Annotated in this window: 19 protein-coding genes, 1 other RNA gene and 1 pseudogene; 17 read left to right on the top strand and 4 right to left on the bottom strand. The window is 40.2% G+C overall.

Going from position 1 to position 26,515, the window contains the following annotated elements; translation table 11 throughout:
- Positions 1 to 3: 3 nt before the first annotated feature.
- The 4 genes from CBF35_RS05565 to CBF35_RS05580 all read left to right on the top strand — a co-directional run bounded on the left by CBF35_RS05565 (position 4) and on the right by CBF35_RS05580 (position 4,089).
- On the top strand, positions 4 to 849 hold the full coding sequence (locus CBF35_RS05565; RefSeq protein WP_126778981.1) for a transporter substrate-binding domain-containing protein: 846 nt from the start codon (positions 4 to 6) through the stop codon (positions 847 to 849).
- A gap of 2 nt (positions 850 to 851) precedes the next feature.
- Complete coding sequence (locus CBF35_RS05570; RefSeq protein WP_126778982.1) at positions 852 to 1,520, top strand: amino acid ABC transporter permease; 669 nt, start codon at positions 852 to 854, stop codon at positions 1,518 to 1,520.
- A 352-nt stretch (positions 1,521 to 1,872) separates the two neighbouring features.
- Positions 1,873 to 2,883, top strand: coding sequence for a class I SAM-dependent methyltransferase (locus CBF35_RS05575; protein ID WP_126778983.1), 1,011 nt, complete (start codon positions 1,873 to 1,875; stop codon positions 2,881 to 2,883).
- 24 nt (positions 2,884 to 2,907) lie between these two features.
- The gene (locus CBF35_RS05580; RefSeq protein ID WP_126778984.1) at positions 2,908 to 4,089 is read left to right on the top strand and encodes an acetate/propionate family kinase; all 1,182 of its coding nucleotides are present in this window, start codon (positions 2,908 to 2,910) and stop codon (positions 4,087 to 4,089) included.
- Between the two features lie 52 nt (positions 4,090 to 4,141).
- Here the strand turns inward: CBF35_RS05580 and CBF35_RS05585 are convergent, their stop codons facing one another.
- The 4 genes from CBF35_RS05585 to CBF35_RS05600 all read right to left on the bottom strand — a co-directional run bounded on the left by CBF35_RS05585 (position 4,142) and on the right by CBF35_RS05600 (position 5,695).
- Entirely contained in the window at positions 4,142 to 4,597 is a 456-nt protein-coding gene (locus CBF35_RS05585) for a universal stress protein (RefSeq protein WP_126778985.1), read from the bottom strand.
- A gap of 29 nt (positions 4,598 to 4,626) precedes the next feature.
- On the bottom strand, positions 4,627 to 4,908 hold the full coding sequence (locus tag CBF35_RS05590) for a hypothetical protein (RefSeq protein WP_126778986.1): 282 nt from the start codon (positions 4,906 to 4,908) through the stop codon (positions 4,627 to 4,629).
- A gap of 70 nt (positions 4,909 to 4,978) precedes the next feature.
- Positions 4,979 to 5,167, bottom strand: a non-coding RNA gene (ssrS, locus tag CBF35_RS05595) — 6S RNA.
- Positions 5,168 to 5,224: 57 nt separating this feature from the next.
- On the bottom strand, positions 5,225 to 5,695 hold the full coding sequence (locus CBF35_RS05600) for a hypothetical protein (RefSeq protein ID WP_126778987.1): 471 nt from the start codon (positions 5,693 to 5,695) through the stop codon (positions 5,225 to 5,227).
- Between the two features lie 515 nt (positions 5,696 to 6,210).
- On the opposite strand from CBF35_RS05600, the pseudogene rpoB reads away from it, so the two are divergent.
- The 13 genes and pseudogenes from rpoB to purD form a co-directional block, all read left to right on the top strand.
- A pseudogene (gene rpoB / locus CBF35_RS05605) lies at positions 6,211 to 9,762 on the top strand (DNA-directed RNA polymerase subunit beta); the annotation flags it as partial.
- A gap of 138 nt (positions 9,763 to 9,900) precedes the next feature.
- Entirely contained in the window at positions 9,901 to 13,554 is a 3,654-nt protein-coding gene (rpoC, locus tag CBF35_RS05610) for a DNA-directed RNA polymerase subunit beta' (RefSeq protein WP_126778989.1), read from the top strand.
- A 552-nt stretch (positions 13,555 to 14,106) separates the two neighbouring features.
- A complete protein-coding gene (purE, locus tag CBF35_RS05615) occupies positions 14,107 to 14,595 on the top strand; it encodes a 5-(carboxyamino)imidazole ribonucleotide mutase (RefSeq protein ID WP_126778990.1) in 489 nt (162 codons plus the stop codon).
- On the top strand, positions 14,582 to 15,709 hold the full coding sequence (purK, locus tag CBF35_RS05620) for a 5-(carboxyamino)imidazole ribonucleotide synthase (RefSeq protein WP_244922568.1): 1,128 nt from the start codon (positions 14,582 to 14,584) through the stop codon (positions 15,707 to 15,709). The genes purE and purK overlap by 14 nt, the downstream gene beginning before the upstream one ends.
- 217 nt (positions 15,710 to 15,926) lie before the next feature.
- Complete coding sequence (gene purC / locus CBF35_RS05625) at positions 15,927 to 16,652, top strand: phosphoribosylaminoimidazolesuccinocarboxamide synthase (RefSeq protein ID WP_126779003.1); 726 nt, start codon at positions 15,927 to 15,929, stop codon at positions 16,650 to 16,652.
- Positions 16,653 to 16,677: 25 nt separating this feature from the next.
- On the top strand, positions 16,678 to 16,926 hold the full coding sequence (gene purS, locus CBF35_RS05630; protein WP_126778991.1) for a phosphoribosylformylglycinamidine synthase subunit PurS: 249 nt from the start codon (positions 16,678 to 16,680) through the stop codon (positions 16,924 to 16,926).
- Positions 16,927 to 16,928: 2 nt separating this feature from the next.
- Positions 16,929 to 17,609, top strand: a complete 681-nt coding sequence (gene purQ, locus CBF35_RS05635; RefSeq protein ID WP_126778992.1) for a phosphoribosylformylglycinamidine synthase subunit PurQ — start codon at positions 16,929 to 16,931, stop codon at positions 17,607 to 17,609.
- Complete coding sequence (gene purL / locus CBF35_RS05640) at positions 17,606 to 19,834, top strand: phosphoribosylformylglycinamidine synthase subunit PurL (RefSeq protein ID WP_126778993.1); 2,229 nt, start codon at positions 17,606 to 17,608, stop codon at positions 19,832 to 19,834. Before purQ ends, purL begins: the two co-directional genes overlap by 4 nt.
- On the top strand, positions 19,810 to 21,270 hold the full coding sequence (purF, locus tag CBF35_RS05645) for an amidophosphoribosyltransferase (protein ID WP_126778994.1): 1,461 nt from the start codon (positions 19,810 to 19,812) through the stop codon (positions 21,268 to 21,270). The genes purL and purF overlap by 25 nt, the downstream gene beginning before the upstream one ends.
- A gap of 14 nt (positions 21,271 to 21,284) precedes the next feature.
- The gene (gene purM / locus CBF35_RS05650; protein WP_126778995.1) at positions 21,285 to 22,352 is read left to right on the top strand and encodes a phosphoribosylformylglycinamidine cyclo-ligase; all 1,068 of its coding nucleotides are present in this window, start codon (positions 21,285 to 21,287) and stop codon (positions 22,350 to 22,352) included.
- On the top strand, positions 22,343 to 22,930 hold the full coding sequence (purN, locus tag CBF35_RS05655) for a phosphoribosylglycinamide formyltransferase (RefSeq protein WP_126778996.1): 588 nt from the start codon (positions 22,343 to 22,345) through the stop codon (positions 22,928 to 22,930). The genes purM and purN overlap by 10 nt, the downstream gene beginning before the upstream one ends.
- Before the next feature lie 13 nt (positions 22,931 to 22,943).
- Positions 22,944 to 24,491: a bifunctional phosphoribosylaminoimidazolecarboxamide formyltransferase/IMP cyclohydrolase gene (gene purH, locus CBF35_RS05660; protein ID WP_126778997.1), complete on the top strand. Its 1,548-nt coding sequence runs from the start codon at positions 22,944 to 22,946 to the stop codon at positions 24,489 to 24,491.
- Between the two features lie 36 nt (positions 24,492 to 24,527).
- The gene (gene purD, locus CBF35_RS05665; RefSeq protein ID WP_126778998.1) at positions 24,528 to 25,793 is read left to right on the top strand and encodes a phosphoribosylamine--glycine ligase; all 1,266 of its coding nucleotides are present in this window, start codon (positions 24,528 to 24,530) and stop codon (positions 25,791 to 25,793) included.
- The last annotated feature ends 722 nt before the right edge of the window (positions 25,794 to 26,515 follow it).

The following is a 26,515-nucleotide window of genomic DNA, read 5'->3' on the forward strand; positions in this document are numbered from 1 at the left end:
AAGATGAAAAAAAGAATGAGTTGGTTAGTCGGTTTAGCGGTAGTAAGTGTTTTAGTTGTGGGGTGTGGTAAGGAAAAAAGTCAAGAATCAGAAGATCTAAGTTGGGAGAAAGTCGCTGAAAGTCAGACGTTAACTGTAGCGACTTCAGGGACCTTGTTTCCAGCCTCATATTACAATGACCAAAACGAATTGACAGGTTACTCGGTAGAAGTCGTTAAAGAAGTTGCGAAGCGATTAGACTTAAAATTAGAGTTTAAAGAATTTAATGTCGACGGCACAATCGCATCTTTAAAAAATGGCACGACGGATTTAATTGCTAATGATTTAAGCTTGTCAAAAGCCCGTGAGAAAAACTTTGCCTTGTCGATTCCCTTAAAACATTCTTTTGATAGTATGATTGTTCGTGAAAAAGATGATTCTGGAATTGCTTCCTTAGAAGATTTAAAAGGCAAGAAAGCTGCAGGAGAAGGAACAACTGGTTATATGAAGATGGCTGAACAGTTTGGGGCGGAGTTAGTCAGCTACGATAATGCCACAAATGATCAATATTTAACGGATGTTGCTAACGGCCGCACAGATGTGATTATCAATGACTACTATTTACAAAAGATGTCGATTGGCGCCTTGCCAGATATCCCGGTTAAAATTTTAGAAGATGTTTACTTTAATGCTTCGACTTCAGGGTTGTTATACAACATTAACGATGTTGCTTTAAGAGAGAAAATTGACACCGTCTTAGAAGAGATGAAAGCTGATGGGGCAATCAAGACGTTAGCAGAAAGCTTTTTCGGAACAGATGTCTCTGTTGAGCCAGATGTTAAAGTTGACCGGACTGTGACGGTGGACTAAAAATGTTTAGCCAAGTATATGTGCCACAAATCAGTTTATCTTTAATGGTAGAAGCGTTACCGTACGTCTTAGAAGGCTTACCTTATACCTTAGGGATTGCAATTACAACTTTTATTACTGGTAATTTACTCGGTGTTTTCTTAGCCTTTTTAGACTTACTGACCTTCAAACCGTTAAAATGGTTTTTAACGTTCTACTTATCATTTTTACGAGGGGTTCCCGCCTTAGTTTTATTATTTATTTTGTATTTCGGCTTACCTTATCAATTAAGTGCGTTAACAGCAGTAATTATTTGTTTTACATTAACTTGTAGTGCTTTTTCAGCGGAAGTTTATCGGGGAGCCATTAGTGGCGTCGATCAAGGTCAGTGGGATGCTGCTCGTGCCTTAGGTTGGCCTTTCTATAAGTTGGTGACCTTAATAATTTTACCGCAAGCTTTTCGTTTGGCGATTCCGGCTTTAGGAAACATTGCCATGGATCTAGTCAAAGGGACAGCCTTGGCGGCGATGATTACTGTTCCAGAAATTTTTCAAAAAGCTAAAATTGTTGGTGGTCGTGAATTTGATTACATGTCATTGTATGTATTAGTGGCCTTAATTTATTGGAGCTTGTGCATTATTATTGATCGGATTCAACGGAAAATTGAAGTAAGGTATGGTAGATACATTTAGCAAAGGCTCTAAATTAGGAAATTACCTTCCTAATTTGGAGTCTTTTGTTTAAAAAAATCAGCAAAATCAGCAATAGTTAGTTTAGTAAATCACAAAGAAAACGAATAATTAGCAGAAATTGAAACAGATCATAGTTACTGTTTTATTTACTAAGATAAAAAATTGCTTAAGAGTGATGTATCAGGAGAAGGTGTGTTTTTGGTGTGTAATAGTATTAGACTGGGGTATTCGCTATCATTGATAAAAGTATTGTTTACTAAATAGGTTAAATACCTTGAATCTGTGAGCTTTTTTAGATAGAATGAAATAGGTACGCAAATTGTTAGACTAAATTAAAGAAAGAGGTGACAGAATGCCTCAAAATAAAATTGAAACGGGTTTTCAACTATTAAAAGAAGCGCTTGATTTATTGCAAACGTCTCTAGATAGTTCCTTTATTGATAGTTACATTGAAAATGGTGAAAACATGATCGATAACTATCAAGTCAGAGTGATTGATGGGGAGCCAAAACTAGACACGAAAGCGTCGATTGAAGCTAATTATCAAGCCTTTCAAAAGTTAGAGTTAACAGCTGATGAAATTCGCAATGTCAGCCAACTACTACTATTGCAAGGAACTTTGGCAGAAGGGCTACAACCTAATCATCAATTAACACCAGATGCACTAGGCTTTCTTTTCACCTACTTAGTTGAAGAACTACGTGACAAAGAACAACAAACACTCTCCATAAGTGATTTAACTGTTGGGATGGGGAATTTGTTGTTAACAGTAATGCTCAGTTTACAAAAGGCTAATATTCAAGGAACAGGCTTTGGGGTTGATGTTGATGATTCATTATTAACAGTCGCAGCCGTCAATGCACAATGGACGGGAGCGCCGATCCAACTGTTTCATCAAGACAGCCTGCAACATTTATTATTAGATCCAGTTGATATCACGATTTCTGATTTGCCGATTGGTTTCTACCCAAATGACGAACAAGCAAGTAAGTTTGTCACAGGGAAAACAGGGGAACATACTTATGCGCATCATTTGTTGATGGAACAAAGTATGGTTTACGTTAAAGAAGGTGGCTTCGGTATTTTCTTAGTGCCAAGTGATTTTTTAGAGACAGAACAAGCTCCTGAGTTGAAAAAATGGTTACAAGAAAAAGTGTATCTACAAGGAATTCTCCAATTGCCAGTAAGTTTGTTTAGAGCGAAACATTCGCAAAAATCAATTATTATTGTGCAGAACCATGGAGGAAAAAGTCACCAAGCGAAAGAAGTTTTGCTTACAGAGTTACCATCTTTAAAAGAGGTTCAACAATTGCAACAATTCTTTAAAGAATTTAGTCAGTGGAAATTAAAAAATTTAAATTAAACATAAAAGGAGCTTTTTTACATCATGACAAAAACAATCGCAATTAATGCAGGTAGTTCAAGCTTAAAATGGCAATTATTCGAAATGCCAGCAGAAACAGTTATCGCTTCAGGAATCGTTGAAAGAATTGGCTTAAAAGATTCAGTTTTTACAATTAAATACGCTGAAGGCGAAAAGTATAACGTTGTTTTAGATATCGATAACCACGAATTTGCAATCAACATGTTATTAGAAAAATTAATCGAATTAAAAATTCTTGGATCATTTGATGAAATTACTGGGGCTGGTCACCGTGTCGTTGCTGGTGGCGAAATCTTTAAAGAATCAGCATTAGTGACAGAAGAAGCTTTAGTTCAAATCGAAGAATTAGCTGAATTTGCACCATTACACAATCCAGCTGAAGCGAAAGTTATTCGTGTCTTCCAAAAATTATTACCAAAAACAACAAACGTAGCAGTTTTTGATACATCATTCCATACAACAATGCCTGAAGAAAATTACTTATACAGCATTCCAATGGAATATTACACAGAATTCCAAGCCCGTAAATACGGCGCTCACGGCACAAGCCACCGTTATGTTTCTGAAAAAGCGGCTGAAATGCTTGGTAAACCAATTGAAGAATTAAAAATCATCACATGTCACTTAGGTAACGGTGCTTCAATTACCGCTGTTGATGGTGGTAAATCAGTTGACACGTCAATGGGCTTCACGCCATTAGCAGGTGTTACAATGGGAACTCGTTCAGGAGATATTGATCCCTCATTATTACCATACTTAATGAATAAATTAGGGTTAACAGATATTAAAGACATGATTGATATCTTAAACCAAAAATCTGGTTTAACTGGCCTTTCAGGCGTTTCAAGTGACATGCGTGATTTAGAAAACTCAGAAAAACCAGAAGCTCAATTAGCTCTAAGAATCTTTGCTGACCGTGTCCGCAAATACATCGGTAGCTATGTAACAGTGATGAACGGCGTCGATGCGATTGTCTTCACAGCTGGTATTGGTGAAAACGACATGAACATGCGTAAATCAATCATCAATGGTATGACTTGGTTTGGTTGTGAAATCGACGACGAGAAAAACAATGTTCGTGGTGACCAACGTGTGATCTCAACAGATGATTCAGCAGTTAAAGTCTTATTAATTCCAACTGACGAAGAAGTTATGATTGCTCGTGACGTTGAAGCGTTAAAATAAACAACTAATCAAAAAAAGACTTCCGCCAATTTGGCGAAAGTCTTTTTTGTTTTTAGTTAGGGCTAGTTAAATCAGTTCTCACTACTAAAACGTCACAGTGAGCGTGGCGAATAATGTACTCTGAGACAGAACCGATCAAGAGGCGTTCTACCGCATTTAAGCCAGTGGCGCCGACCATAATTAAATCAATCTGATACTCACTAGGCAAGTCTTTGGCTAAAATAGTTTTTGGGGCCCCGTATTTCACGACTTGGGTGATTTTTTCAACTCCGAGATTTTTAGCGAAGGTTGTCAATTCAGCTAAAGTCTGTTTCGCCATAGTAGTCGCTTGGTTAGCTAATTCATCGTCAAAGGAAGAAATCGATTGAAAGGCTCGGGTGTCGATAATATGAGCTAAGACGAGGTTAGCGTCGTTTCTTTTAGCGACGTTGACCGCTTTTTTAAAGGCTTTTTCCGATTCATCAGAGCCGTCGACGGCGACAAGGATGTTTTGGTATTGTTGGATCATAGTGAGCAACTCCTTTTGTCTAGTTTAAGTTAAGAGATCTTTTTTGATAGTTTAAGGCTGAAGACTGCCGAAGCAATCATGATTACTGAAATATAGCCTAAGGCGATAGTTTTTGTCGGAAAGAAAAATAAAACCAGGCCAAGTAAGGCTAGTCCGTAATAAGTCTTGCTTAATGCTAGGAAGAGTTGCTGAATACTGAGTTGGTTTTCTTCTTCCCCTAAGACATGACTTAAGTTAACTCGGTGTTTTGCAAAATAATAGCCGATAAGCGTTAAAATTAAGGCTGTCAGCGGTAATAGTAGTTTAATCATAAGTGACTCCTTAATAGAATAAAAAGCAATTTGCCTGCGCAAATTGCTTTAGTTAAATTAAAAATAATGGGCAGTATCCGTTGATGCCGTTGATCATTCCGGAGTATTGATCCCGCAGTAAGCAGGTGGGGTTCGCTGTCCAAACGTCAAACTACCAAGTGATAAGGCTTGCTTTCTTTTTGAACTCGTTGAATCCCGAAGTAATACTAAAAATGTTCGGTCAACACAGATTGGAACGATTCGAACATTACAGATATCCCACTTCTATCTTACCATAAATTCAAAAAGACGGCAATTGATAACCGCTTTCTTTTCTTTAAGGGACAAGGCCCGCGGAATTTAGTTGGTTTGCTAAGTATTCATTAATTAAAGCTTGGTCTCGAGCGGCTTTGATTTTGTTATAGAGAAGCCGTTCAGGCAAACGGTCAGAGTCTGCGTGTTGATTAAAAAGGGTACTAGAGTAATGCAACTCTAATTGGCTCATGAAATCCCGGAAGTGGTCGGCCTTTTGCTGGCTAGTAGAGGCTACCATTAAAGCGAATTTTTTTTCTAAGGCTTCTACTAAGGCTAATTCATCAGACGTGTCCCTTTCTTTTAGTCCGAAGGCGGTGCCCCAGCTATCTAATGATTTAATCCCAGAAATCCGGGGAAAGTGCTCAAGGATCTGCTCATGAATGTCTTCCCGAGAGTAGTGGCTATCGATCGAAAATAGCCGGCTAATGTCACCATTATCAGTTTCAAGAACTGCGTGATAGACTTCGTAGTCATTCCAATAGTTGTATGCCATGATGTCGTCTCCTTCTTTCTTAAAGTAGTAGTTACTGCTTGGTTTTAAAGTTCAGGATTTTTAGGGAAAACGTGAAAGGGTTCTCTGTTTTTATTATACGTTATCTGTAAACTAAAATCAGGAAGTCCTGAGAATTTAAATTATTAAAATAGTAATATTTTTTAAGGGAAGGAAAAGAAAGGTAAGTTTAGTATATATAAGAAGAGTTATATTACAAGAGGAGGCTAATAAGAGGGAGAACTAAGAAAAAGTTAAGTCAGCTGTTGACAAAAAATTAAAACTCTATTATAATAGTTAGTTGCAAAAGCTATCTGAAATCACAAAAATGTGGGGTGAAATATTGTCCATTTCGCATTTTTTAATAGGAAAACAAAAGTAGAAGCTCAAATAAAAGAGAAATTTCTATTTTTGGTTTTTTTTTGCCTAAAAAGCCTCGTGATATACATTTGTTATCTGAATTTAACAATTGTAACGAGAATGTAATAAAGATGGTGTTTTGAAGAAAAATCAGAGGGGTGAAGAGCTTGGCTGGACACGTAGTCAAATACGGAAAGCATCGCGAACGTAGAAGTTTCGCACGAATCAGTGAAGTATTAGAGTTACCAGATTTGATCGAGATTCAAACAAATTCTTACAAATGGTTTTTAGATACAGGACTAAGAGAAATGTTTGAAGATATTTTACCGATTAAAGACTTTAGTGACAAATTATCTTTAGAGTTTGTTGGCTATGAATTAAAAGAACCAAAGTATACCGTTGAAGAAGCGCGTGCACATGACGCTAACTATTCAGCACCGATTCATGTCACATTACGCCTAGATAACAAAACAACAGGTGAAATTAAAGCCCAAGAAGTCTTCTTCGGGGACTTCCCACTAATGACTGACATGGGAACATTTATTATCAACGGAGCAGAACGGGTTATCGTTTCTCAATTAGTTCGTTCCCCTGGTGTTTACTACAACAGTAAATTAGATAAAAACGGCCGTGAGAGTTTCGGTACTACAGTTATTCCTAACCGTGGCGCTTGGTTAGAGTTAGAAACAGATGCCAAAGAAATTTCTTACGTTAGAATTGACCGTACTCGTAAAATCCCATTATCAGTTTTAGTCCGTGCCTTAGGTTTCGGATCAGACGACCAAATTTTAGAAATTTTTGGCGATAATGAAAGCTTACGTTTAACATTAGAAAAAGACATTCATAAAAATGCCTCAGACTCACGAGTTGAAGAAGGTCTAAAAGATGTTTACGAACGTCTACGTCCAGGTGAGCCGAAAACAGCAGATAGTTCACGTAACTTACTATATGCTCGCTTCTTCGATCCAAAACGTTATGACTTAGCAGCTGTTGGTCGTTACAAAGTCAATAAAAAATTAAGCTTGAAAACACGTTTGTTAAATCAAACGCTTGGAGAAACATTAGTTGATCCAGAAACTGGCGAAATTTTATTTGAAAAAGGCACAGTCATCAGCCACGAAGTAATGGATGAGTTAGGCAAGCATTTAGATGCTGGTTTAAACAACGAAACTTACGAACCAACAAAAGATGGCGTTGTGACTGACCCAATGATTATTCAAACAATCAAAGTCATTGCACCAAAAGATCCTGAACGTGTCATTAACGTGATTGGTAACGGGCAAATTGATGCAGAATGTAAAACAGTTGTTCCAGCTGATGTGATTGCGACAATGAGTTACTTCTTTAACTTACAAGAAGAAATTGGCAATGTTGATGATATTGACCACTTAGGTAACCGTCGTATTCGTTCAGTTGGTGAGTTATTACAAAACCAATTCCGTATCGGTTTAGCCCGGATGGAACGTGTGGTTCGTGAAAGAATGTCGATTCAAGACACTGAAACGTTAACACCACAACAATTAATTAATATTCGTCCCGTAGTTGCCTCAATCAAAGAGTTCTTCGGATCATCTCAGTTGTCACAGTTCATGGACCAAACGAACCCCTTAGGTGAGTTAACTCATAAACGTCGTCTATCAGCCTTAGGGCCCGGTGGATTGACTCGTGACCGTGCTGGTTATGAAGTTCGTGACGTACATTACTCCCACTATGGTAGAATGTGTCCGATTGAAACCCCAGAAGGTCCGAATATCGGTTTAATTAACAGCTTGTCAAGTTACGCTAAAATTAACGACTACGGCTTTATTGAAACACCTTACCGTCGTGTTGACCGTAAAACTGGCCAAGTAACAACTGAAATTGATTATTTAACAGCTGACGAGGAAGATCACTACATGGTCGCTCAAGCTAACTCATTATTAAATGAAGATGGCACCTTTGCTAACGAAGTCGTAATGGCCCGTATTCAAAGTGAGAACTTAGAAGTTGATATTGCTAAAGTTGATTACATGGATGTGTCACCGAAACAAGTAGTTGCTGTTGCCACAGCTTGTATTCCTTTCTTGGAAAACGATGACTCCAACCGTGCCCTAATGGGAGCGAACATGCAACGTCAAGCCGTGCCTTTAGTTCAACCTCGTTCACCACTTGTGGGAACTGGGATGGAATATAAAGCCGCTCATGACTCAGGTTCAGCTTTAGTTGCTGCCGAAGATGGAGTTGTTGAATTTGTCGATGCTAGCGAAGTTCGCGTTCGTCGTTCAAATGGAACTCTTGATAAGTATGCAGTTACAAAATTCCGTCGTTCAAATGCCGGTATGTGTTATAACCAACGCCCAATTGTGACTTTAGGTGAAAAAGTTGATAAAGGTGACGTCTTAGCAGATGGCCCGTCAATGGAAGAAGGCGAAATGGCTTTAGGCCAAAACGTCCTTGTTGCCTTCATGACTTGGGAAGGTTACAACTATGAAGATGCGATTATTATGAGTCGTCGTCTTGTTAAAGATGACGTTTATACATCAATCCATATTGAAGAGTATGAATCAGAAGCTCGTGATACTAAATTAGGACCAGAAGAGATTACTCGTGAAATTCCTAACGTTGGTGAAGATGCTCTGAAAGATCTTGATGAAATGGGAATTATCCGCATTGGTGCTGAAGTTCGCGATGGCGATTTATTAGTTGGTAAAGTTACTCCTAAAGGTGTGACTGAGTTATCAGCCGAAGAACGTTTATTACACGCTATCTTTGGTGAAAAAGCCCGTGAAGTTCGTGATACATCATTACGTGTGCCACATGGTGGCGGCGGAATCGTTCACGACGTAAAAATCTTTACTCGTGAAGCTGGCGATGAATTATCACCAGGTGTGAACATGTTAGTTCGCGTTTACATCGTCCAAAAACGTAAAATCAACGAAGGTGATAAAATGGCCGGACGTCATGGTAATAAAGGGGTCGTTTCTCGCATTATGCCAGAAGAAGACATGCCATTTATGCCAGATGGTACGCCAGTCGACATCATGCTTAACCCATTAGGAGTACCATCACGGATGAATATCGGACAAGTTCTGGAATTACATCTAGGAATGGCTGCTCGTCAATTAGGTATTCACGTAGCAACACCAGTCTTTGATGGTGCTAGTGAAGAAGATGTTTGGGAAACAGTTCGTGAAGCTGGAATGGCTAATGATGCTAAAACAGTTCTTTACGACGGTCGCACAGGTGAGCCTTTTGATAATCGTTTATCAGTCGGTGTCATGTACATGCTGAAACTAGCTCACATGGTTGATGATAAATTACATGCTCGTTCAACTGGACCTTACTCGCTAGTAACACAACAACCATTGGGTGGTAAAGCTCAATTTGGTGGACAACGTTTCGGAGAGATGGAAGTTTGGGCTTTAGAAGCCTATGGAGCGGCCTATACACTCCAAGAAATCTTAACTTACAAGTCAGATGACGTTGTTGGTCGGGTTAAAACTTACGAAGCAATCGTTAAAGGTGAACCAATTCCGAAACCAGGAGTTCCTGAATCTTTCCGCGTGTTAGTAAAAGAATTACAATCATTAGGTTTAGATATGCAAGTCTTAGATATCGACGATCAAGAAATTGAATTGCGTGACATGGATGATGACGAAGACGATTTAATTACCGTTGACGCATTAACTAAATACGCCCAAGAACAAGCTGCAAAAAATGCTGAGAAAAAAGATTAAAACGTTGTCTTAGATTTACTAAACTTTGTTAGAAGACCTGTCTAATTTTCGTAATAAGGCAGGCTTCCATCAAGTTTGTTGACACTTAATTTTTCTAGAGTATTTTTAATTATGAAATGGAGGGAACACCTTTTGATCGATGTAAATAAATTCGAAAGCATGCAAATTGGTTTAGCTTCTCCAGAAAAAATCAGAAGCTGGTCATATGGCGAAGTTAAAAAGCCGGAAACAATCAACTACCGGACACTAAAGCCAGAACGTGAAGGACTTTTCTGTGAGCGAATTTTCGGTCCGACTAAGGATTGGGAATGTGCCTGTGGTAAGTACAAACGAATTCGTTACAAAGGAATTGTCTGTGACCGTTGTGGGGTTGAAGTCACTCGTTCGAAAGTTCGTCGTGAGCGTATGGCTCATATCGAATTAGCGGCACCAGTTTCTCACATTTGGTACTTTAAAGGGATTCCAAGTCGGATGGGTCTGATTTTAGATATGAGCCCCCGTGCCCTTGAAGAAGTCATTTACTTTGCCTCTTATGTCGTTATCGAACCTGGTGACACAACATTAGAGAAAAAACAATTATTAACAGAACGTGAATATCGCGAAAAACGTGAACAGTACGGCCAAGGCTTCCAAGCTGGCATGGGTGCTGAAGCAGTTAAACGTTTATTAGATGATGTTGAATTAGAAAATGAAGTTATCGGCTTAAAAGAAGACTTGAAAACAGCTTCTGGCCAAAAAAGAACACGAGCAATTCGTCGTTTAGATATTTTAGAAGCCTTCCGTAGCTCAGGTAACGAACCTGGCTGGATGGTAATGGATGTTATTCCAGTTATTCCACCAGATTTACGTCCGATGGTTCAACTAGAAGGTGGTCGTTTTGCCACATCTGATTTAAATGATCTTTACCGTCGGGTAATTAACCGTAATAACCGTTTGAAACGTTTATTAGATTTAATGGCTCCAAATATTATCGTTCAAAATGAAAAGAGAATGTTGCAAGAAGCGGTTGATGCTTTAATCGATAATGGTCGTCGTGGCCGTCCAGTTACTGGACCAGGTAACCGTCCATTGAAATCTCTTTCACATATGCTTAAAGGGAAACAAGGTCGTTTCCGTCAAAACTTACTAGGTAAACGGGTTGACTATTCTGGTCGTTCGGTTATCGTCGTAGGACCTAACTTAAAAATGTACCAATGTGGTTTACCAAAAGAAATGGCGATTGAGTTATTCAAACCATTTGTGATGCGTGAATTAGTTGGTCGTGAAATCGCTAGTAACATCAAACATGCTAAACGTAAAATCGAACGTCAAGAAGACGAAGTTTGGGACGTTTTAGAAGATGTCATTAAAGAACATCCAGTTTTACTTAACCGAGCACCGACGTTACACAGACTTGGTATCCAAGCCTTTGAACCGGTTCTAGTTGAAGGTCGCGCAATCCGTCTGCATCCATTAGTCTGTGAAGCCTATAATGCCGATTTCGATGGTGACCAAATGGCTGTCCATGTACCTTTAAATGAAGAAGCTCAAGCAGAAGCTCGTTTGTTAATGCTTGCTGCCCAAAACATCTTGAACCCGAAAGACAGTAAGCCAGTTGTTACACCATCTCAAGATATGGTCTTAGGTAACTATTACTTAACCATGGAAGAAGATGATCGTGAAGGCGAAGGAATGATTTTCCGTAATGTCCAAGAAGCAGAATTAGCTTGGAGAAATGGTTACGTCCATTTACATACGCGGATTGGTTTACAAACGTCAGCAATGACAGAAAAACCATTTACTGAGTGGCAACGTGAGAGAACTTTAATTACAACTGTAGGTAAAGCGATCTTTAACGAAATTATGCCACCGGAATTCCCTTACTTAAACGAACCAACTGATTACAACTTAGCAGTTCAAACACCTGACAAGTATTTTGTTGAAAATGGCACGGATATCCCTGCTTATATTAAAGAGCAACCGCTAATCGGACCTTTCAAGAAGAAAAACTTAGGTAATATTATTGCTGAAGTCTTCAAACGTTTCAAAATTACTGAAACATCAAAAATGCTTGATAGAATGAAAGACTTAGGTTACAAACACTCAACAATTGCCGGTATGACCGTAGGGATTGCTGATATCGTTGTCTTACACGAAAAACAAGAATTAATTGATGAAGCCCATACTAAAGTTGAAAATGTCACAAAACAATTCCGTCGTGGTCTAATTACAGATGACGAACGTTATGAACGTGTTATTGGGATTTGGAATGCCGTTAAAGATGCCATCCAGTTAAAACTGATGGAAAGCTTAGACGACAAAAACCCAATCTTCATGATGAGTGACTCTGGTGCCCGTGGTAACATCTCCAACTTTACTCAGCTTGCTGGGATGCGTGGGTTGATGGCCGCACCGAATGGTCGTATCATGGAATTACCGATCATTTCGAACTTCCGTGAAGGGTTAACCGTCTTAGAGATGTTTATCTCAACCCATGGAGCTCGTAAAGGAATGACCGATACCGCTCTGAAAACTGCCGATTCAGGTTACTTAACTCGTCGACTAGTTGACGTTGCTCAGGATGTTATCATCCGCGAAGAAGACTGTGGTACTGACCAAGGTCTAGTCGTTAAAGCAATTAAAGAAGGTAACGAAGTCATTGAAACATTGGAAGAACGTTTACTAGGTCGTTATGCTCGTAAATCAATTATGCACCCAGAAACTGGGGAAGTGATGGTTGGTATTAACCAAATGATTACTGAAGATTTAACAAAAGCTGTGATTGAAGCTGGCGTTGAAGAAGTAACGATTCGTTCCGTCTTTACATGTAATACGAAACACGGTGTATGTAAACACTGTTATGGTCGTAACATGGCGACTGGTCTTGACGTTGAAGTTGGGGAAGCAGTTGGAACAATTGCCGCTCAATCAATCGGCGAGCCTGGTACCCAATTAACGATGCGTACGTTCCATACAGGTGGGGTTGCCGGAGATGATATTACTCAAGGTTTACCTCGTATCCAAGAAATCTTTGAAGCTCGTAACCCGAAAGGTCAAGCAGTTGTGACTGAAGTTACAGGTGACATTATTGATATTACTGAAGATGCTGCGACACGTACTCGTGAAGTGACAATCAAAGGTAAAACAGATACAAGAACATACGCAGTACCGTATACTTCTCGTCTAAAAGTTGCTGAAGGTGATATGATCAACCGTGGCGAACCTTTAACAGAAGGATCAATTGAACCAAAACAATTACTACAAATTCGCGATGTTATTTCTGTTGAGAACTACTTACTTAAAGAAGTCCAAAAAGTTTACCGGATGCAAGGGGTAGAAATCGGCGACAAACATATCGAAGTAATGGTCCGTCAAATGTTACGTAAAGTCCGTGTTATGGACCCAGGTGACACTGATATCTTACCAGGTACGTTAATTGATATTTCAGAATTTAAAGAACAAAACTTTGCAACATTAGTCTCTGGTGGCACACCGGCAACTGGTCGTCCAGTCTTGCTAGGAATCACTAAAGCCTCTCTTGAAACTAATAGTTTCTTATCAGCTGCTTCATTCCAGGAAACAACTCGTGTCCTGACTGATGCTGCGATTCGCGGTAAGAAAGATCCACTATTAGGCTTGAAAGAAAATGTTATCATCGGTAAAATCATTCCTGCCGGTACTGGTATGCCTAAGTACCGTAACATGGAACCGAAAGAAATCGGTGTGGCAAGTGAAAATGTTTATAGTATTAGCGATATTGAAGCGAAAATGGCGGCAGAAGATGCCCTATTAAGTGGTAAAGAATAGTTAATTACATAAATAATCAAAAGACCTAACTCGTGTTGAGTTAGGTCTTTTTTTGGCTTTTTTTGTTCGCCCGGCACTGGGTAATGTAATGGGGGAAAGTCCTAGCACAATTGGTAGTAGTAAGTGCCTAGTTGAAAACAAGGTTGTGAAACAAATCAAAGCGAAGTAAGTGCAAGATACGGTTCTTAACCGGGGAGATTATAAGAAGTCAGCAGACCATAGTAGTGTAGAGAGTTAGAAAGACAATTCTAGTCTGCGACTCAAGTAAATTCGGCAAAAATTCACTTTTTAAATCCTCAGACTATGCGGCAATTGATCTCATTATTTCAGATCAAGAACCTTCTGAAGGGATTATGAAAAAAATCCGCGAGTACCAAGTAGAATTTATCAATATTAGTCGTAAAGGTTAAAGTAAAAGGCAAGAAGTAGACGAAAGTCGGCTTCTTGCCTTTTTACGAATGATTTAAGAGAGAATGTTTATATTATTCGTCTTTCCCTTGACCCATAGACCAGACCTTGTTAAACTAGAATTAATTTAAGGAGGCTGAAGCGATGTCAGTGAAAGTATCAGTAATTATGGGGAGTCAATCAGATTGGCCGACAATGAGTTTGGCCTGTCAAGTCTTAGAAGAATACCGAATACCATATGAGAAGTTAGTAGTCTCAGCCCATCGAACGCCAGATTATATGTTTGAGTTTGCGGAAAAAGCCTTAGAGCGAGGGGTTCAAGTCATTATTGCCGGCGCTGGGGGAGCTGCTCATTTGCCAGGCATGGTAGCGGCCAAAACAATCATCCCAGTCATTGGCGTTCCGATTAAATCACGAACATTAAAAGGGATTGATTCCTTATTGTCAATTGTTCAAATGCCAGCTGGGGTACCAGTAGCAACAGTGGCAATTGGTGAAGCCGGCGGGACTAATAGTGGCTTATTAGCTCTACAAATTTTAGCTCTCAATGACCCAACATTAAGTCAGCTTTTAATTGCCAAACGAGCAGAAAAAGCAGGTAAAGTCTTGGAGGATAGCCATGACTTGTCTTGAAATGATTAAGCCGGGACAAACGATTGGCATTATTGGTGGCGGTCAACTAGGTCGAATGTTAACTTTTTCAGCTAAAGAGATGGGCTATTTTGTCGGTGTCCTTGATCCTCAAGCCGATTGTCCCGGCGGGCAAGTTGCTGATTGGCAAATCTTGGCTGATTATGATGACCCTCAAGGCTTGGCAGAGATGGCCCGTCGTTGTGATGTCTTAACTTATGAATTTGAAAATGTTGATAGCCAAGGCTTAGCCCAAGTCGCCCAAGAAGTCTTAATGCCTCAAGGAATTCAATTATTAGAAATAACTCAAAATCGCCAAAAAGAAAAAGCTTTTCTAACTGAAAATAAATTGCCTGTAGTTGATTACCGTTTAGTCTCAAGTGTTCCAGAATGTCAGACAGCTTTAACAGAGATTGGCTATCCCGCTGTTTTAAAAACGCTGGAAGGGGGATATGATGGCCACGGTCAGCTAGTAATTCAAGGCGGCTTTCCTGAAAGAGAAATTGCGGAACTAGTCGCTGTCGGTCCATGTTTGTTAGAAAGTTGGTTTCCCTTTGAAAAAGAGGTATCAATCATGGTGGCCCGCAACCACAGAGGGGAAATTGCCCTCTTGCCTGTGGCTGAAAACCAGCATGTCCAAAATATCCTTCATCAAAGTCTCGTCCCAGCCAGTATATCTAGTGAGATAACTATGGAAATTCAAGAGTTAGCAAAGGTTTTAGCGGAAAAAATTCAACTAGAGGGGATTCTTGGAATTGAATTTTTCTTAGGCAAAGATGGTCGCCTTGTTATTAACGAAATGGCCCCTCGCCCCCATAATTCAGGCCATTTTTCAATCGAAGCCTGTGATTTTTCCCAGTTTGACTTACATATTTTAGCGATTTGTAATCGCCCCTTACCGGAAGTTAACTTACTAAGCTCAGCAGTGATGGTTAACATTTTAGGTCAGCATGTGACTGCCTTAGAAGAAGCCTTAATTAACCAACCGACTTGGCACGTTCACATGTATGGTAAAAGGGAAAATAAAGACCAACGGAAAGTCGGTCATGTGACTATTTTAACGACAAATCTGGCAGAAAAACAAACAGAAATCGCTAAATCCGCGATTTGGAAATGAAAGCAAAGTTAAGAAATTGGCTGTTATAATTTCTTAACTTGCTTTTTTTTAGTTTATAAAGATGTAAAACACGAACTATAATTAAATAAAACTAGTTAAGGTTAATGAATTCCTTTGACATGCCGAACTAACCTTGGTAAGATGAAAACAAGAGTAAGGCGAACGTTTTTCGGTTATTCCTGAAAAGTGTTCCTGTATAAAAGGAGAGATGGGATTTTTGTTAAAAAAAGAGTTGGTTTATCAAGGAAAAGCGAAAGAGCTTTGTCGAACGACGGAGGAGAATGTTCTTCATGTGACTTATTTAGATCAAGCTACGGCCTTAAATGGTCAAAGAAAAGATCAAGTCGTTGGTAAAGGCCAATTGAACAATGAAATTACTAGTTTGATTTTTACTTATTTACATCAGCAACAAGTTGACAATCATTTTATTCAGCAACTATCTTCCCGGGAACAGTTAGTCCGAGGAGTTGAGATGCTGCCTTTAGAAGTTGTGTTGCGAAATGTCGCCACTGGTAGTTTTGTTAAGAAGTTTGACGTTGTCGAAGGCACTCTTTTGCCAGTGCCGATTATTGAGTTTTATTATAAAAACGACCTCTTAGATGACCCAATGATGAACGAGGGCCATATTTTAGCTTTAGGTTTAGCTACGGAGTCCCAAATTTCAGAACTGTATCAACTAACATTACATTTAAATCAAGTGTTACAAGAGTTGTTTCAAAAAATCGGCGTAACTTTAGTTGATTTTAAAGTCGAGTACGGTGTGACTGAAAGGGGAGAGTTGCTACTAGCAGATGAAATTACTCCTGACACTTGCCGTCTTTGGGATATGAAAACAGGAACATCTTTAGACAAAGATGTCTATCGCAAAGGGACTGGTGATTTATTAACTGGTTATCAAGAAATTTTTCAACGTTTACAAAAAGTCATTACGGTAAAAAAATAAAAAAACTCATGGAGGTTAGTAAAAAATGTACGAAGTGGAAGTGTTTGTGACTTATAAAGAATCAATTTTAGATCCCCAAGGTGAAGCGGTGAAGAAATCCATTCATCAATTAGAATACGAAGAAGTAACAGATGTTAGAATCGGTAAATATTTTGAGTTAAGCATTGCTAAATCTGCTCGTCCCGTAGCAGAAGTCGTGGAAGAACTTTGTCAAAAATTATTTGCTAATGAAGTGTTGGAAGCTTACCGCTTTAACATCAAGGAGGTCAACTAATCGTGAAATTTGCTGTTGTGACCTTTCCAGGCTCAAACTGTGACCATGATATTTATTACGCAGTCAGCACAATCATGGAAGCAGAGATCGATTTTATTTCCCATAATGAAACAAGTTTAACTGGTTATGACGCACTGTTACTACCAGGAGGCTTTTCTTTTGGGGACTATTTGCGTTGTGGCGCCCTTGCTCGTTTTTCACCAATTATGCCTGCGATTATCGCCTTTGCCGAAGCTGGTAAACCAGTTTTCGGAACGTGCAATGGTTTCCAAATTTTGTTAGAAGCCGGACTTTTACCTGGGGCGTTAAAGCCTAATGAAAATTTGCAATTTATTTGCCAGTCGGCTCCTTTAAAAGTCGTTAATAACCAAACAATCTTTACAAACGCCTATGGTCAAGCAGCTGAAATCACCTTACCGATTGCCCACGGTGAAGGGAATTATTATTGTGATCAGGAGACTTTAGCCGAACTTAAAGCCAACAATCAAATTATTTTTACTTATGAGGGGAATAACCCTAATGGAAGTGTAGAAAAAATTGCTGGAATTGTGAACAAAAGAGGAAATGTCTTAGGGATGATGCCTCACCCGGAACGGGCGGTTGAAGCTTTGTTAGGTTCCACTGACGGCAAGGCCTTCTTTCAATCTTTAATCAATCATTTAGGAAAGGTGACAGTCAAATGAAATTACAAGAACTTAAACCTCAAGCAGTTAAAGAACAACGGATTTATGCTGAGTGGGGATTAACTGATGAAGAGTACCGCCTAATTTCAGAAGATATTTTAGGCCGATTACCAAATTATACTGAAACTGGCCTGTTCGCTGTGATGTGGAGCGAGCACTGTTCTTATAAAAATTCAAAAGTCGTCTTAAAGAAATTTCCAACGACTGGACCTCAAGTCATTCAAGGGCCGGGCGAAGGAGCGGGAATTGTTGATATTGGTGACGGACAAGCAGTCGTCTTTAAAGCTGAAAGTCACAATCACCCGTCAGCGATTGAACCTTTTCAAGGAGCAGCTACTGGTGTTGGCGGCATCATTCGCGATATTTTCAGCATGGGTGCGGAACCGATTGCCATGTTAGATTCTTTGCGTTTTGGGGAATTAACAAACTCCCGGACGAAATACTTAGTAAAAGAAGTCGTTGCCGGAATTTCCTTTTACGGCAACTGTATTGGGATTCCTACAGTTGGTGGTGAAGTCGCCTTTGACCCTTGTTATGAAGGCAACCCGTTAGTTAACGCCATGTGTGTTGGTTTGATTGACCACCAAGACATTCAAAAAGGCCAAGCGAAAGGAGCTGGCAATCCGATTATGTATGTTGGGGCTAAAACTGGCCGTGATGGCATTCATGGTGCCACATTTGCCTCTGAAGAATTTAGTGAAGGGGAAGAAGCCCAACGTTCTGCCGTTCAAGTCGGCGATCCTTTTATGGAAAAATTATTAATGGATGCCTGTTTAGATTTAATTCGCAACCATGCGGAAATTTTAGTTGGCATTCAAGATATGGGAGCCGCTGGTTTAGTTTCTTCTAGTTCAGAGATGGCTTCAAAAGCTGGTAGTGGCTTGATCTTAAATTTAGATGAGGTGCCACAACGGGAAACAGCTATGACCCCTTACGAAATGATGTTGTCAGAATCCCAGGAGCGGATGCTGTTATGTGTCACGAAAGGGGCAGAAGCTCAAGTTCAAGCCTTGTTTGAAAGTTATGGTTTAGAAGCTGTCGTCATTGGTCACGTAACAACGGACAGTCAGTACAAACTCTATCATCAAGGGGAACTAGTTGCTGATTTACCAGTGGATGCCTTAGCTGAAGAAGCCCCAACCTACTATAAAGAGTACGCAGTGCCAGAGCGGATTCAGAAGTTTGCAGAAATGCCAGCTTACCGACCAGCGGTAACTGACCCGAAAGCTGTCTTAGAAAGCTTATTACAACAACCGACGATTGCTTCAAAAAAATCTTTTTATGAGACTTACGATTCACAAGTTAAAACAAATACAGTCGTAAAACCAGGTAGTGATGCAGCGGTCGTCAGAATTAAAGGCTTAAATAAAGGTTTAGCGATGACGATGGATTGTAATGGCCGTTACTTGTATTTAAATCCCGAGATAGGTGGCCAGATTGCTGTTGCTGAAGCAGCTCGCAACATTGTGTGTAGTGGCGCCCAACCTTTAGCGATTACCGATTGTTTAAACTACGGCAGTCCCGATAAACCAGAAGGCTTTTGGGAGTTATGGACGTCAGCCGATGGAATTGCGGCAGCTTGTACAGCTTTAGGAACGCCAGTTATTTCAGGTAATGTCTCACTTTACAATGAAACGAATGGTCAATCCGTTTATCCAACACCGGTGATTGGCATGGTTGGTTTAGTCAGTGATTTAGCTCATGTCACGACTCAAGGCTTTCAAGCCCCAGATGATTTGATTTATCTGATTGGCGAAACCCAAGATGATTACCACGGCAGTGAAATTCAAAAAATGTTAGTCGGTGAAATTTTTGGCCAATTAAGAGACTTAGATTTAGTTGCTGAAAAAGCGCATCAAGACTTAGTTTTAACAGGTATCCGCAGTGGCTTAATTAAGAGCGCTCATGATTTAGCAGAAGGGGGCTTAGGAGTGGCCTTAGCTGAGGCGAGTTTTGAAAAAAACTTAGGCTTTAGTGTTGAGTTAGAACTAGCGAACAGTCAATTATTTTCTGAAAGTCAATCCCGCTTTATCGTCACAGTCGCCCCAAGTAATCAAGCGGCCTTTGAAGACTTAAGTCAAGGAACAGCGCAGTTAATCGGCCGGGTTTCAGCAACCGGTCAAGGGGAAATTAAGACAACAGAAACCGTCTTAACTGGTCAAGTCACTACTTGGAAAGCGTTATGGGAAGGTGGCATTCCATGCTTAATGAAGTCAAAAGCTTAAATGAAGAATGTGGGTTATTTGGTATTTGGAATCATCCCTTAGCTGCGGAACTAACGTATTACGGCTTACATAGTTTGCAACATCGTGGGCAAGAAGGGGCTGGGATTGTTTCGACAGATGGCACAGCCTTGAAAGGTCATCGGGGACTAGGTTTGTTAGCAGAAGTCTTTTCAGAAAACCAGTTAGGGCATCTCACTGGGACTGGTGCCATTGGTCATGTCCGTTACGCCACGTCTGGCAATAAAGATTTAGCTAATGTCCAACCTTTTTTGTTTCATTTTCAAGCAGATTCTTTTGGTTTAGCTCATAATGGCAATTTAACAAATTCTGAAAGCTTACGTCGTGAACTAGAAAAGGACGGGGCGATTTTTCAAACGTCGTCGGATACCGAAGCTTTAGCCCATTTGTTGAAAAGAGCCGGACAAGCAGACTTTACTAGTAATCTGAAAGTCGCTTTGACACAAGTTCATGGTGGTTTTGCTTACTTGTTATTAACAGAAACCGCCCTCTACGCCGCCTTAGATCCGAATGGTTTTCGACCGTTGTCGATCGGCAAAATTAACGATGCTTATGTGGTTGCTTCAGAAACTTGTGCCTTTGAAACGGTTGGGGCTGAATTTATTCAAAACGTCCAACCGGGAGAATTAGTCGTAATTAACGACCAAGGGATTGAAATTAGTTCTTACACTGAAGCTTTTCAGCCAGCGATTTGTAGTATGGAATACATTTACTTTGCCCGACCGGATTCTGATATTGCTGGTATCAATGTCCATTCCGCTCGCAAACGTTGTGGGAAAGAATTAGCTAAAGAAGCCTTTATTGATGCCGATGTTGTAACGGGTGTGCCAGATTCAAGTATTTCAGCAGCGATTGGGTATGCCGAAGCAGCGGGCTTGCCTTACGAATTAGGTTTAATTAAAAATCGTTACGTTGGTCGCACCTTTATTCAACCTTCCCAAGAGTTACGGGAACAAGGGGTTCGCATGAAACTTTCGGCAGTTCGAGGGGTAGTTGAAGGCAAGCGAGTGGTGATTATTGATGATTCCATCGTTCGTGGGACGACGGTTAAACGGATTGTCCAGTTGTTACGAGAAGCGAATGCGAAAGAAGTTCATGTCCGAGTGGCCTCGCCGCCCTTGAAGTACCCTTGTTATTACGGGATCGACATTCGCACCCGAGAAGAACTACTAGCGGCAAATCATAGCCAAGCAGAAATGTGTCAATTAATTGGGGCAGATTCATTAGAATATTTAAGTGTTGAAGGTTTAGTTAAAGGAATCGGGGAACCTTATCCTGGTTACCCAGATGGCGGGTTATGTTTGTCTTATTTTACAGGTCACTACCCAACCCCTTTATACGATTATGAAGCTGAATTTATCGAATCAATCACCGGGATTCCCGAAGAAAAAGAATTAATTAACGGACTTAAACAATAGTAGGAGGACTTCAGATGAATGCTTACGGTAAAGCCGGAGTTGACGTAACAGCCGGTTATAAAAGTGTGGAACGGATGAAAAAACATATTAAAAGAACCCAACGACCAGAAACCTTAAGTGAAGTCGGTGGCTTTGGAGGCTTGTTTGATTTATCTCAACAGTTGATGACCGAGCCAGTCTTAGTTTCAGGGACAGATGGTGTCGGGACGAAGTTGTTGATTGCAATTGAGCAAGGGAAACACGCCACCATAGGAATTGATTGTGTGGCAATGTGCGTGAATGATGTGATTGCCCAAGGTGCCTTGCCGTTATTTTTCTTAGATTACATTGCTACTAGTAAAGTTGAGCCAGAAATTATTGAAGAAATCGTTGCCGGGGTTGCTGAAGGTTGTGTCCAAGCGGGAGCAGCCTTGATCGGTGGCGAAACAGCTGAAATGCCAGATATGTACCATGAGTCTCATTACGACGTGGCTGGTTTTACAGTCGGGTTAGTTGAAAAAAATCGCTTAATTAAAGCTGAAAATGTTCAAGCAGAAGATGTGTTAATCGGTTTGGCAGCCAGTGGCATTCATTCCAATGGTTTTTCCTTAGTTCGCAAGATCTATTTTAAAGACCAAGACTTCAGCTATGCTAGCTTGCTGCCAGAATTAGCTGGTAAAACCTTAGGGGAAGAACTTCTGACACCGACTAAAATTTACGTTAATAGTTTAAAACCCCTATTACAAGCCGAGTTAATAAACGGCATCGCCCATATTACTGGTGGTGGCTTCGTTGAAAACGTGCCGCGGATGTTACCAACTGGCTTAGGGGCAGTCATTGAAGAAGGAACGTGGCCAGCTTTACCAATTTTTGCTAGTTTAGCGAAACACGGCAAGATCCCCTCACATGAAATGTATGAAATTTTTAATATGGGGATTGGCATGATGTTAGCAGTCGCCCCAGACAAGGTCGAAGAAGTTCAAGCCTTACTGAAAGAGCAAGGTGACGTTGGTTATGTCATCGGTAAAGTTGTGAGTGATCCGGAACAAAAGGTTATTATCAAAGAACATTCTCAAGGAACTGAGGCAAGGTTATGCGATTAGCGGTGTTTGCTTCCGGAACTGGGAGTAATTTTTCTGCCCTTGCTCAGGCAATCGCCCAAAGGCAAGTCCCAGGAGAAATCGTCTTACTTTTTTGTGATCAGCCAAGTGCGGAAGTTGTTGAACGAGGCTTGAAATTAGGTGTGACTGTGGAAAGTTTCAGCCCTAAAAGCTTTGAAAGTCGTCGAGCCTATGAATTAGAAATTTTAAGGCTGTTGTATAAGTATCAAGTGGAGCTGATTGTTTTAGCGGGCTACATGCGAGTCGTTGGGCCGGATTTATTAACCGCCTTTCCGCTGAAAATTGTTAATATTCATCCCTCCCTGTTACCGAAATATCCCGGCTTACACAGTATTCGTGAAGCTTACCAAGGGGATGAAACTGAAACAGGTGTGACGATTCACTACATCGATGAAGGGATAGATACTGGGCCGATTATCATTCAAAAATCAGTTCCAATCATCCCAGGTGAAAGCTTAGAAACGTTAACTCAGCGGATTCATCAAGTGGAGCATCAATTGTACCCTCAAGTCTTGTCACAAATTATTGCCGAACAGAGTCAGCTAAAAAACAAGGAGTAGAAAGGAAGTTACGATGAAACGAGCATTAATAAGCGTATCGGATAAAAATGGTGTTGAGAATTTTGCTAAAGGATTAGTTCAAGCTGGAGTTGAAATTATCTCAACAGGTGGCACAAAGAAATATTTAGATGAATTAGGAGTGCCGACGATTAGTATTGAAGAAGTCACAGGCTTTCCAGAGATGCTAGACGGTCGTGTCAAAACCCTTCATCCTTTAATTCATGGTGGCTTACTTGGGAAACGCCAAGAAGCTAGTCATATTGAAGCCGTTAAAGCCCATGACATTCATTGGATTGACTACGTCTGTGTCAATTTATACCCATTTAAAGAGACAATCAGTCGTGAGAATGTCTCTCTAGGAGAAGCGATTGAACAAATTGATATTGGTGGTCCAAGCATGTTGCGAAGTGGGGCGAAGAACTTTGAATCTGTGACAGTCGTTGTTGATCCCGCTGATTACCAACAAATTTTGTCAGAGATTAAAACCAATGGCGAAACAACGTATCATACTCGCCAGCGATTAGCCGCCAAAGTCTTCCGCCATACTGCCGCTTATGATGCGATTATTGCCAACTATTTGACAGAAAGTGTGGAAGAAGTCTTCCCAGAAACTTATACGGTTACTTACAATAAAAAAGAAGAGCTACGCTACGGTGAAAATGGCCATCAAAAAGCCGCTTTTTATGAAGAATCTTTAAGTCCTAGTTTTGCTTTAAGCCGCAGTTCGCAACTCCACGGCAAAGCCTTATCTTATAATAATATTCATGATGCTGATGCTGCGTTACGAATCATTAATGAATTTACCGAACCGGCTGTTGTGGCCGTTAAACATATGAACCCTTGTGGTGTCGGAACGGGTAAAACTATATTAGCAGCGTATAATTTTGCTTACAAAGCTGATCCAATCTCAATTTTTGGTGGCATCGTCGCTTTAAATCGGGAAGTTGATTTAGCTACAGCGACGGAAATGAGCCAGCTATTTTTAGAAATTATCATTGCCCCAAGTTTCTCTGTTGAGGCTTTAGCCTTACTTAGTCAAAAGAAAAACTTACGCTTATTAACCCTCGACTTCACCCAGACTGAGGAACAGCCACAGCAGTTAGAATTAACTTCCGTCATGGGGGGCCTCTTACTACAAGAAGGGGATAACCGTCGTGAAGAGTTGGGAGAGTGGCAAGTTGTTACAGAAGGGCGACCGACTTCAGCTGAAATCAAAGCCTTAGAATTTAATTGGCAAGTCGTGAAACATGTTAAGAGTAACGCTATCGTGATTGGTAATCAGCAACAAACTTTCGGAGTCGGTGCTGGCCAAATGAATCGAATTGGCTCAGTTAAAATTGCTATCGACCAAGCTGAAACAGCCGGCTATGACTTAAGTCAAAGTGTGATGTCTAGCGACGCCTTTTTCCCAATGGCAGATTGTGTCGAATTAGCAGCTGAGCACGGTATTCGTGCGATTATTCAACCAGGCGGCAGTATTAAAGATCAATTATCAATTGATAAAGCGAATGAACTTGGTATCGCCATGATTTTCACTGGCCGTCGTCACTTCAAACATTAAAAGCTAGCTGAATCAACTTATCTAAAGGAGGAAAACATGAAATTATTAGTCATTGGCAGTGGTGGCCGCGAACATGCCATTAGTAAAAAGCTGCTAGCAAGCCCCTTAGTTAGTACCGTCTATTGTGCACCAGGTAATCCAGGAATGGGATTGGACCAAATTAACTGTGTCAATATTTCAGAAGACAATCATCAAGCACTGGCTGATTTTGCTTTAGACCAAGAAATTAGTTGGACTTTTGTTGGTCCGGAGCAACCTTTAGTCGATGGGCTAGTTGATTCCTTTGCTTTGGCGGGTTTACAAGTTTTTGGACCTAGTCAAAAAGCTGCCCAAATCGAAGGGTCGAAAGAATTCGCTAAAAGTTTAATGGCTAAATATCAGATTCCAACGGCAAATTATCAAGTCTTTACTGAATTTGAACCAGCCTGGCAATATGTCAGAGACCAGGGACTTCCTTTAGTTTTAAAAGCTGATGGGTTGGCTGCCGGAAAAGGGGTTATTATTCCTGAAACCTTGCCAGAAGCCAAGTTAGCCTTAGAGTCGATGTTAGTAACGAAACAATTTGGCGACAGTGGACAAAGGGTTGTCATTGAGGAATTTTTAGTTGGAGAAGAGTTTTCATTGTTAGCCTTTGTTCATGGTGGGAAAATGTATCCTCTAGAAATTGCCCAAGATCACAAACGGGCGCTAGCTGGGGACAAAGGGTTAAACACTGGTGGAATGGGGGCTTATGCACCAGTTCCGCAAGTTTCGAAAGAAACAGTGGCCACGGCAATTACTAGTATTCTTGAACCAACAGTGGTAGCTTTAACTGCAGAAAACTGTGATTTCAGCGGTGTCTTGTATGCTGGTTTAATCGCAACGGCAACTGGGCCACAAGTGATTGAATTTAATGCCCGCATGGGGGATCCAGAAACCCAAGTCTTGTTAGAACATCTGACAAGTGACTTAGCTGAAAATATTACGGATATTTTCCTTGGAAAAGAACCGAGAATCACTTGGGATCAAGAAAATTACCATCTAGGGGTAGTGCTAGCGAGTGGCGGGTATCCAGAAGCTTACGACAGGGGGATGAAAATACCGAAGTTTAAGCTAGCCACCAACGTTTCAGTCTACTATTCAGGAGTCACTGCAAATCAAGAGGGCCAATTAGTCGCAGCTGGCGGTCGCGTGCTGATGTTAGTTAGTAAAGGGGAAGATCTTAAAACGGCTCAAAGGAATATTTATCAAGAATTAAAAAAACATGATCTGAAGGAATACTATTACCGGGAAGATATTGGTTACCGGGGAATTGAAAGTTAATGGAAGAAGCCAATCAGTTAAATGATTGGCTTTTTGAGTTACAAATAAAAAAATTCTTAAAAAAGGCAATAAATAAAAGCTTAATTGAGTTTGAATTAAGCAGGAGCGATCTTTGCTAGCAAGTTAATTCGGCAATAGTCAATAGTTTCGTGTAATCTTAGAAAGACAAGTTTTTCCACCTTAATATAGAAGGAAGATTCAAATTATTATTTAAGTCGGATTTATTTAATTAATATGTTGACATAGCTAGGAGTGTCGTGCTATTCTTATAAAGTTGTCGCTGCAAAAGAGTGACTCGTTTAAAAGAAACAACTAAAAAAAGATTTCAAAAAACTGTTGACTTAGTCAACTTTAAATGATATTCTTATGAAGTTGTCAAAGAGGTTCGCCTCTGAGAGAAACAAAAAAACTTTTAAAAAATAATAAATAATTGTTGACAAACTCAACATTAAGAGTTATGATATAAAAGTTGCTAAGACAACATTTCAAGTTGGCGAACAGCCAATATGTAGACCTTTGAAAACTGAACAAAGTAAGACGAACCAAATGTGTAATAGTTCTTCTTTAGTAGAAGAACACACAAAAGATTTTACAATTTTTTATGAAAAATTGATATAGTGAAGTAATTCGCTAGCAAACAAAATGAGCGAGACCTTCGGGTCTTATCAAAACTTTTATTGAGAGTTTGATCCTGGCTCAGGACGAACGCTGGCGGCGTGCCT

It is taken from the genome of Vagococcus salmoninarum (assembly GCF_003987495.1).
Taxonomy (GTDB): Bacteria; Bacillota; Bacilli; order Lactobacillales; family Vagococcaceae; genus Vagococcus_D; species Vagococcus_D salmoninarum.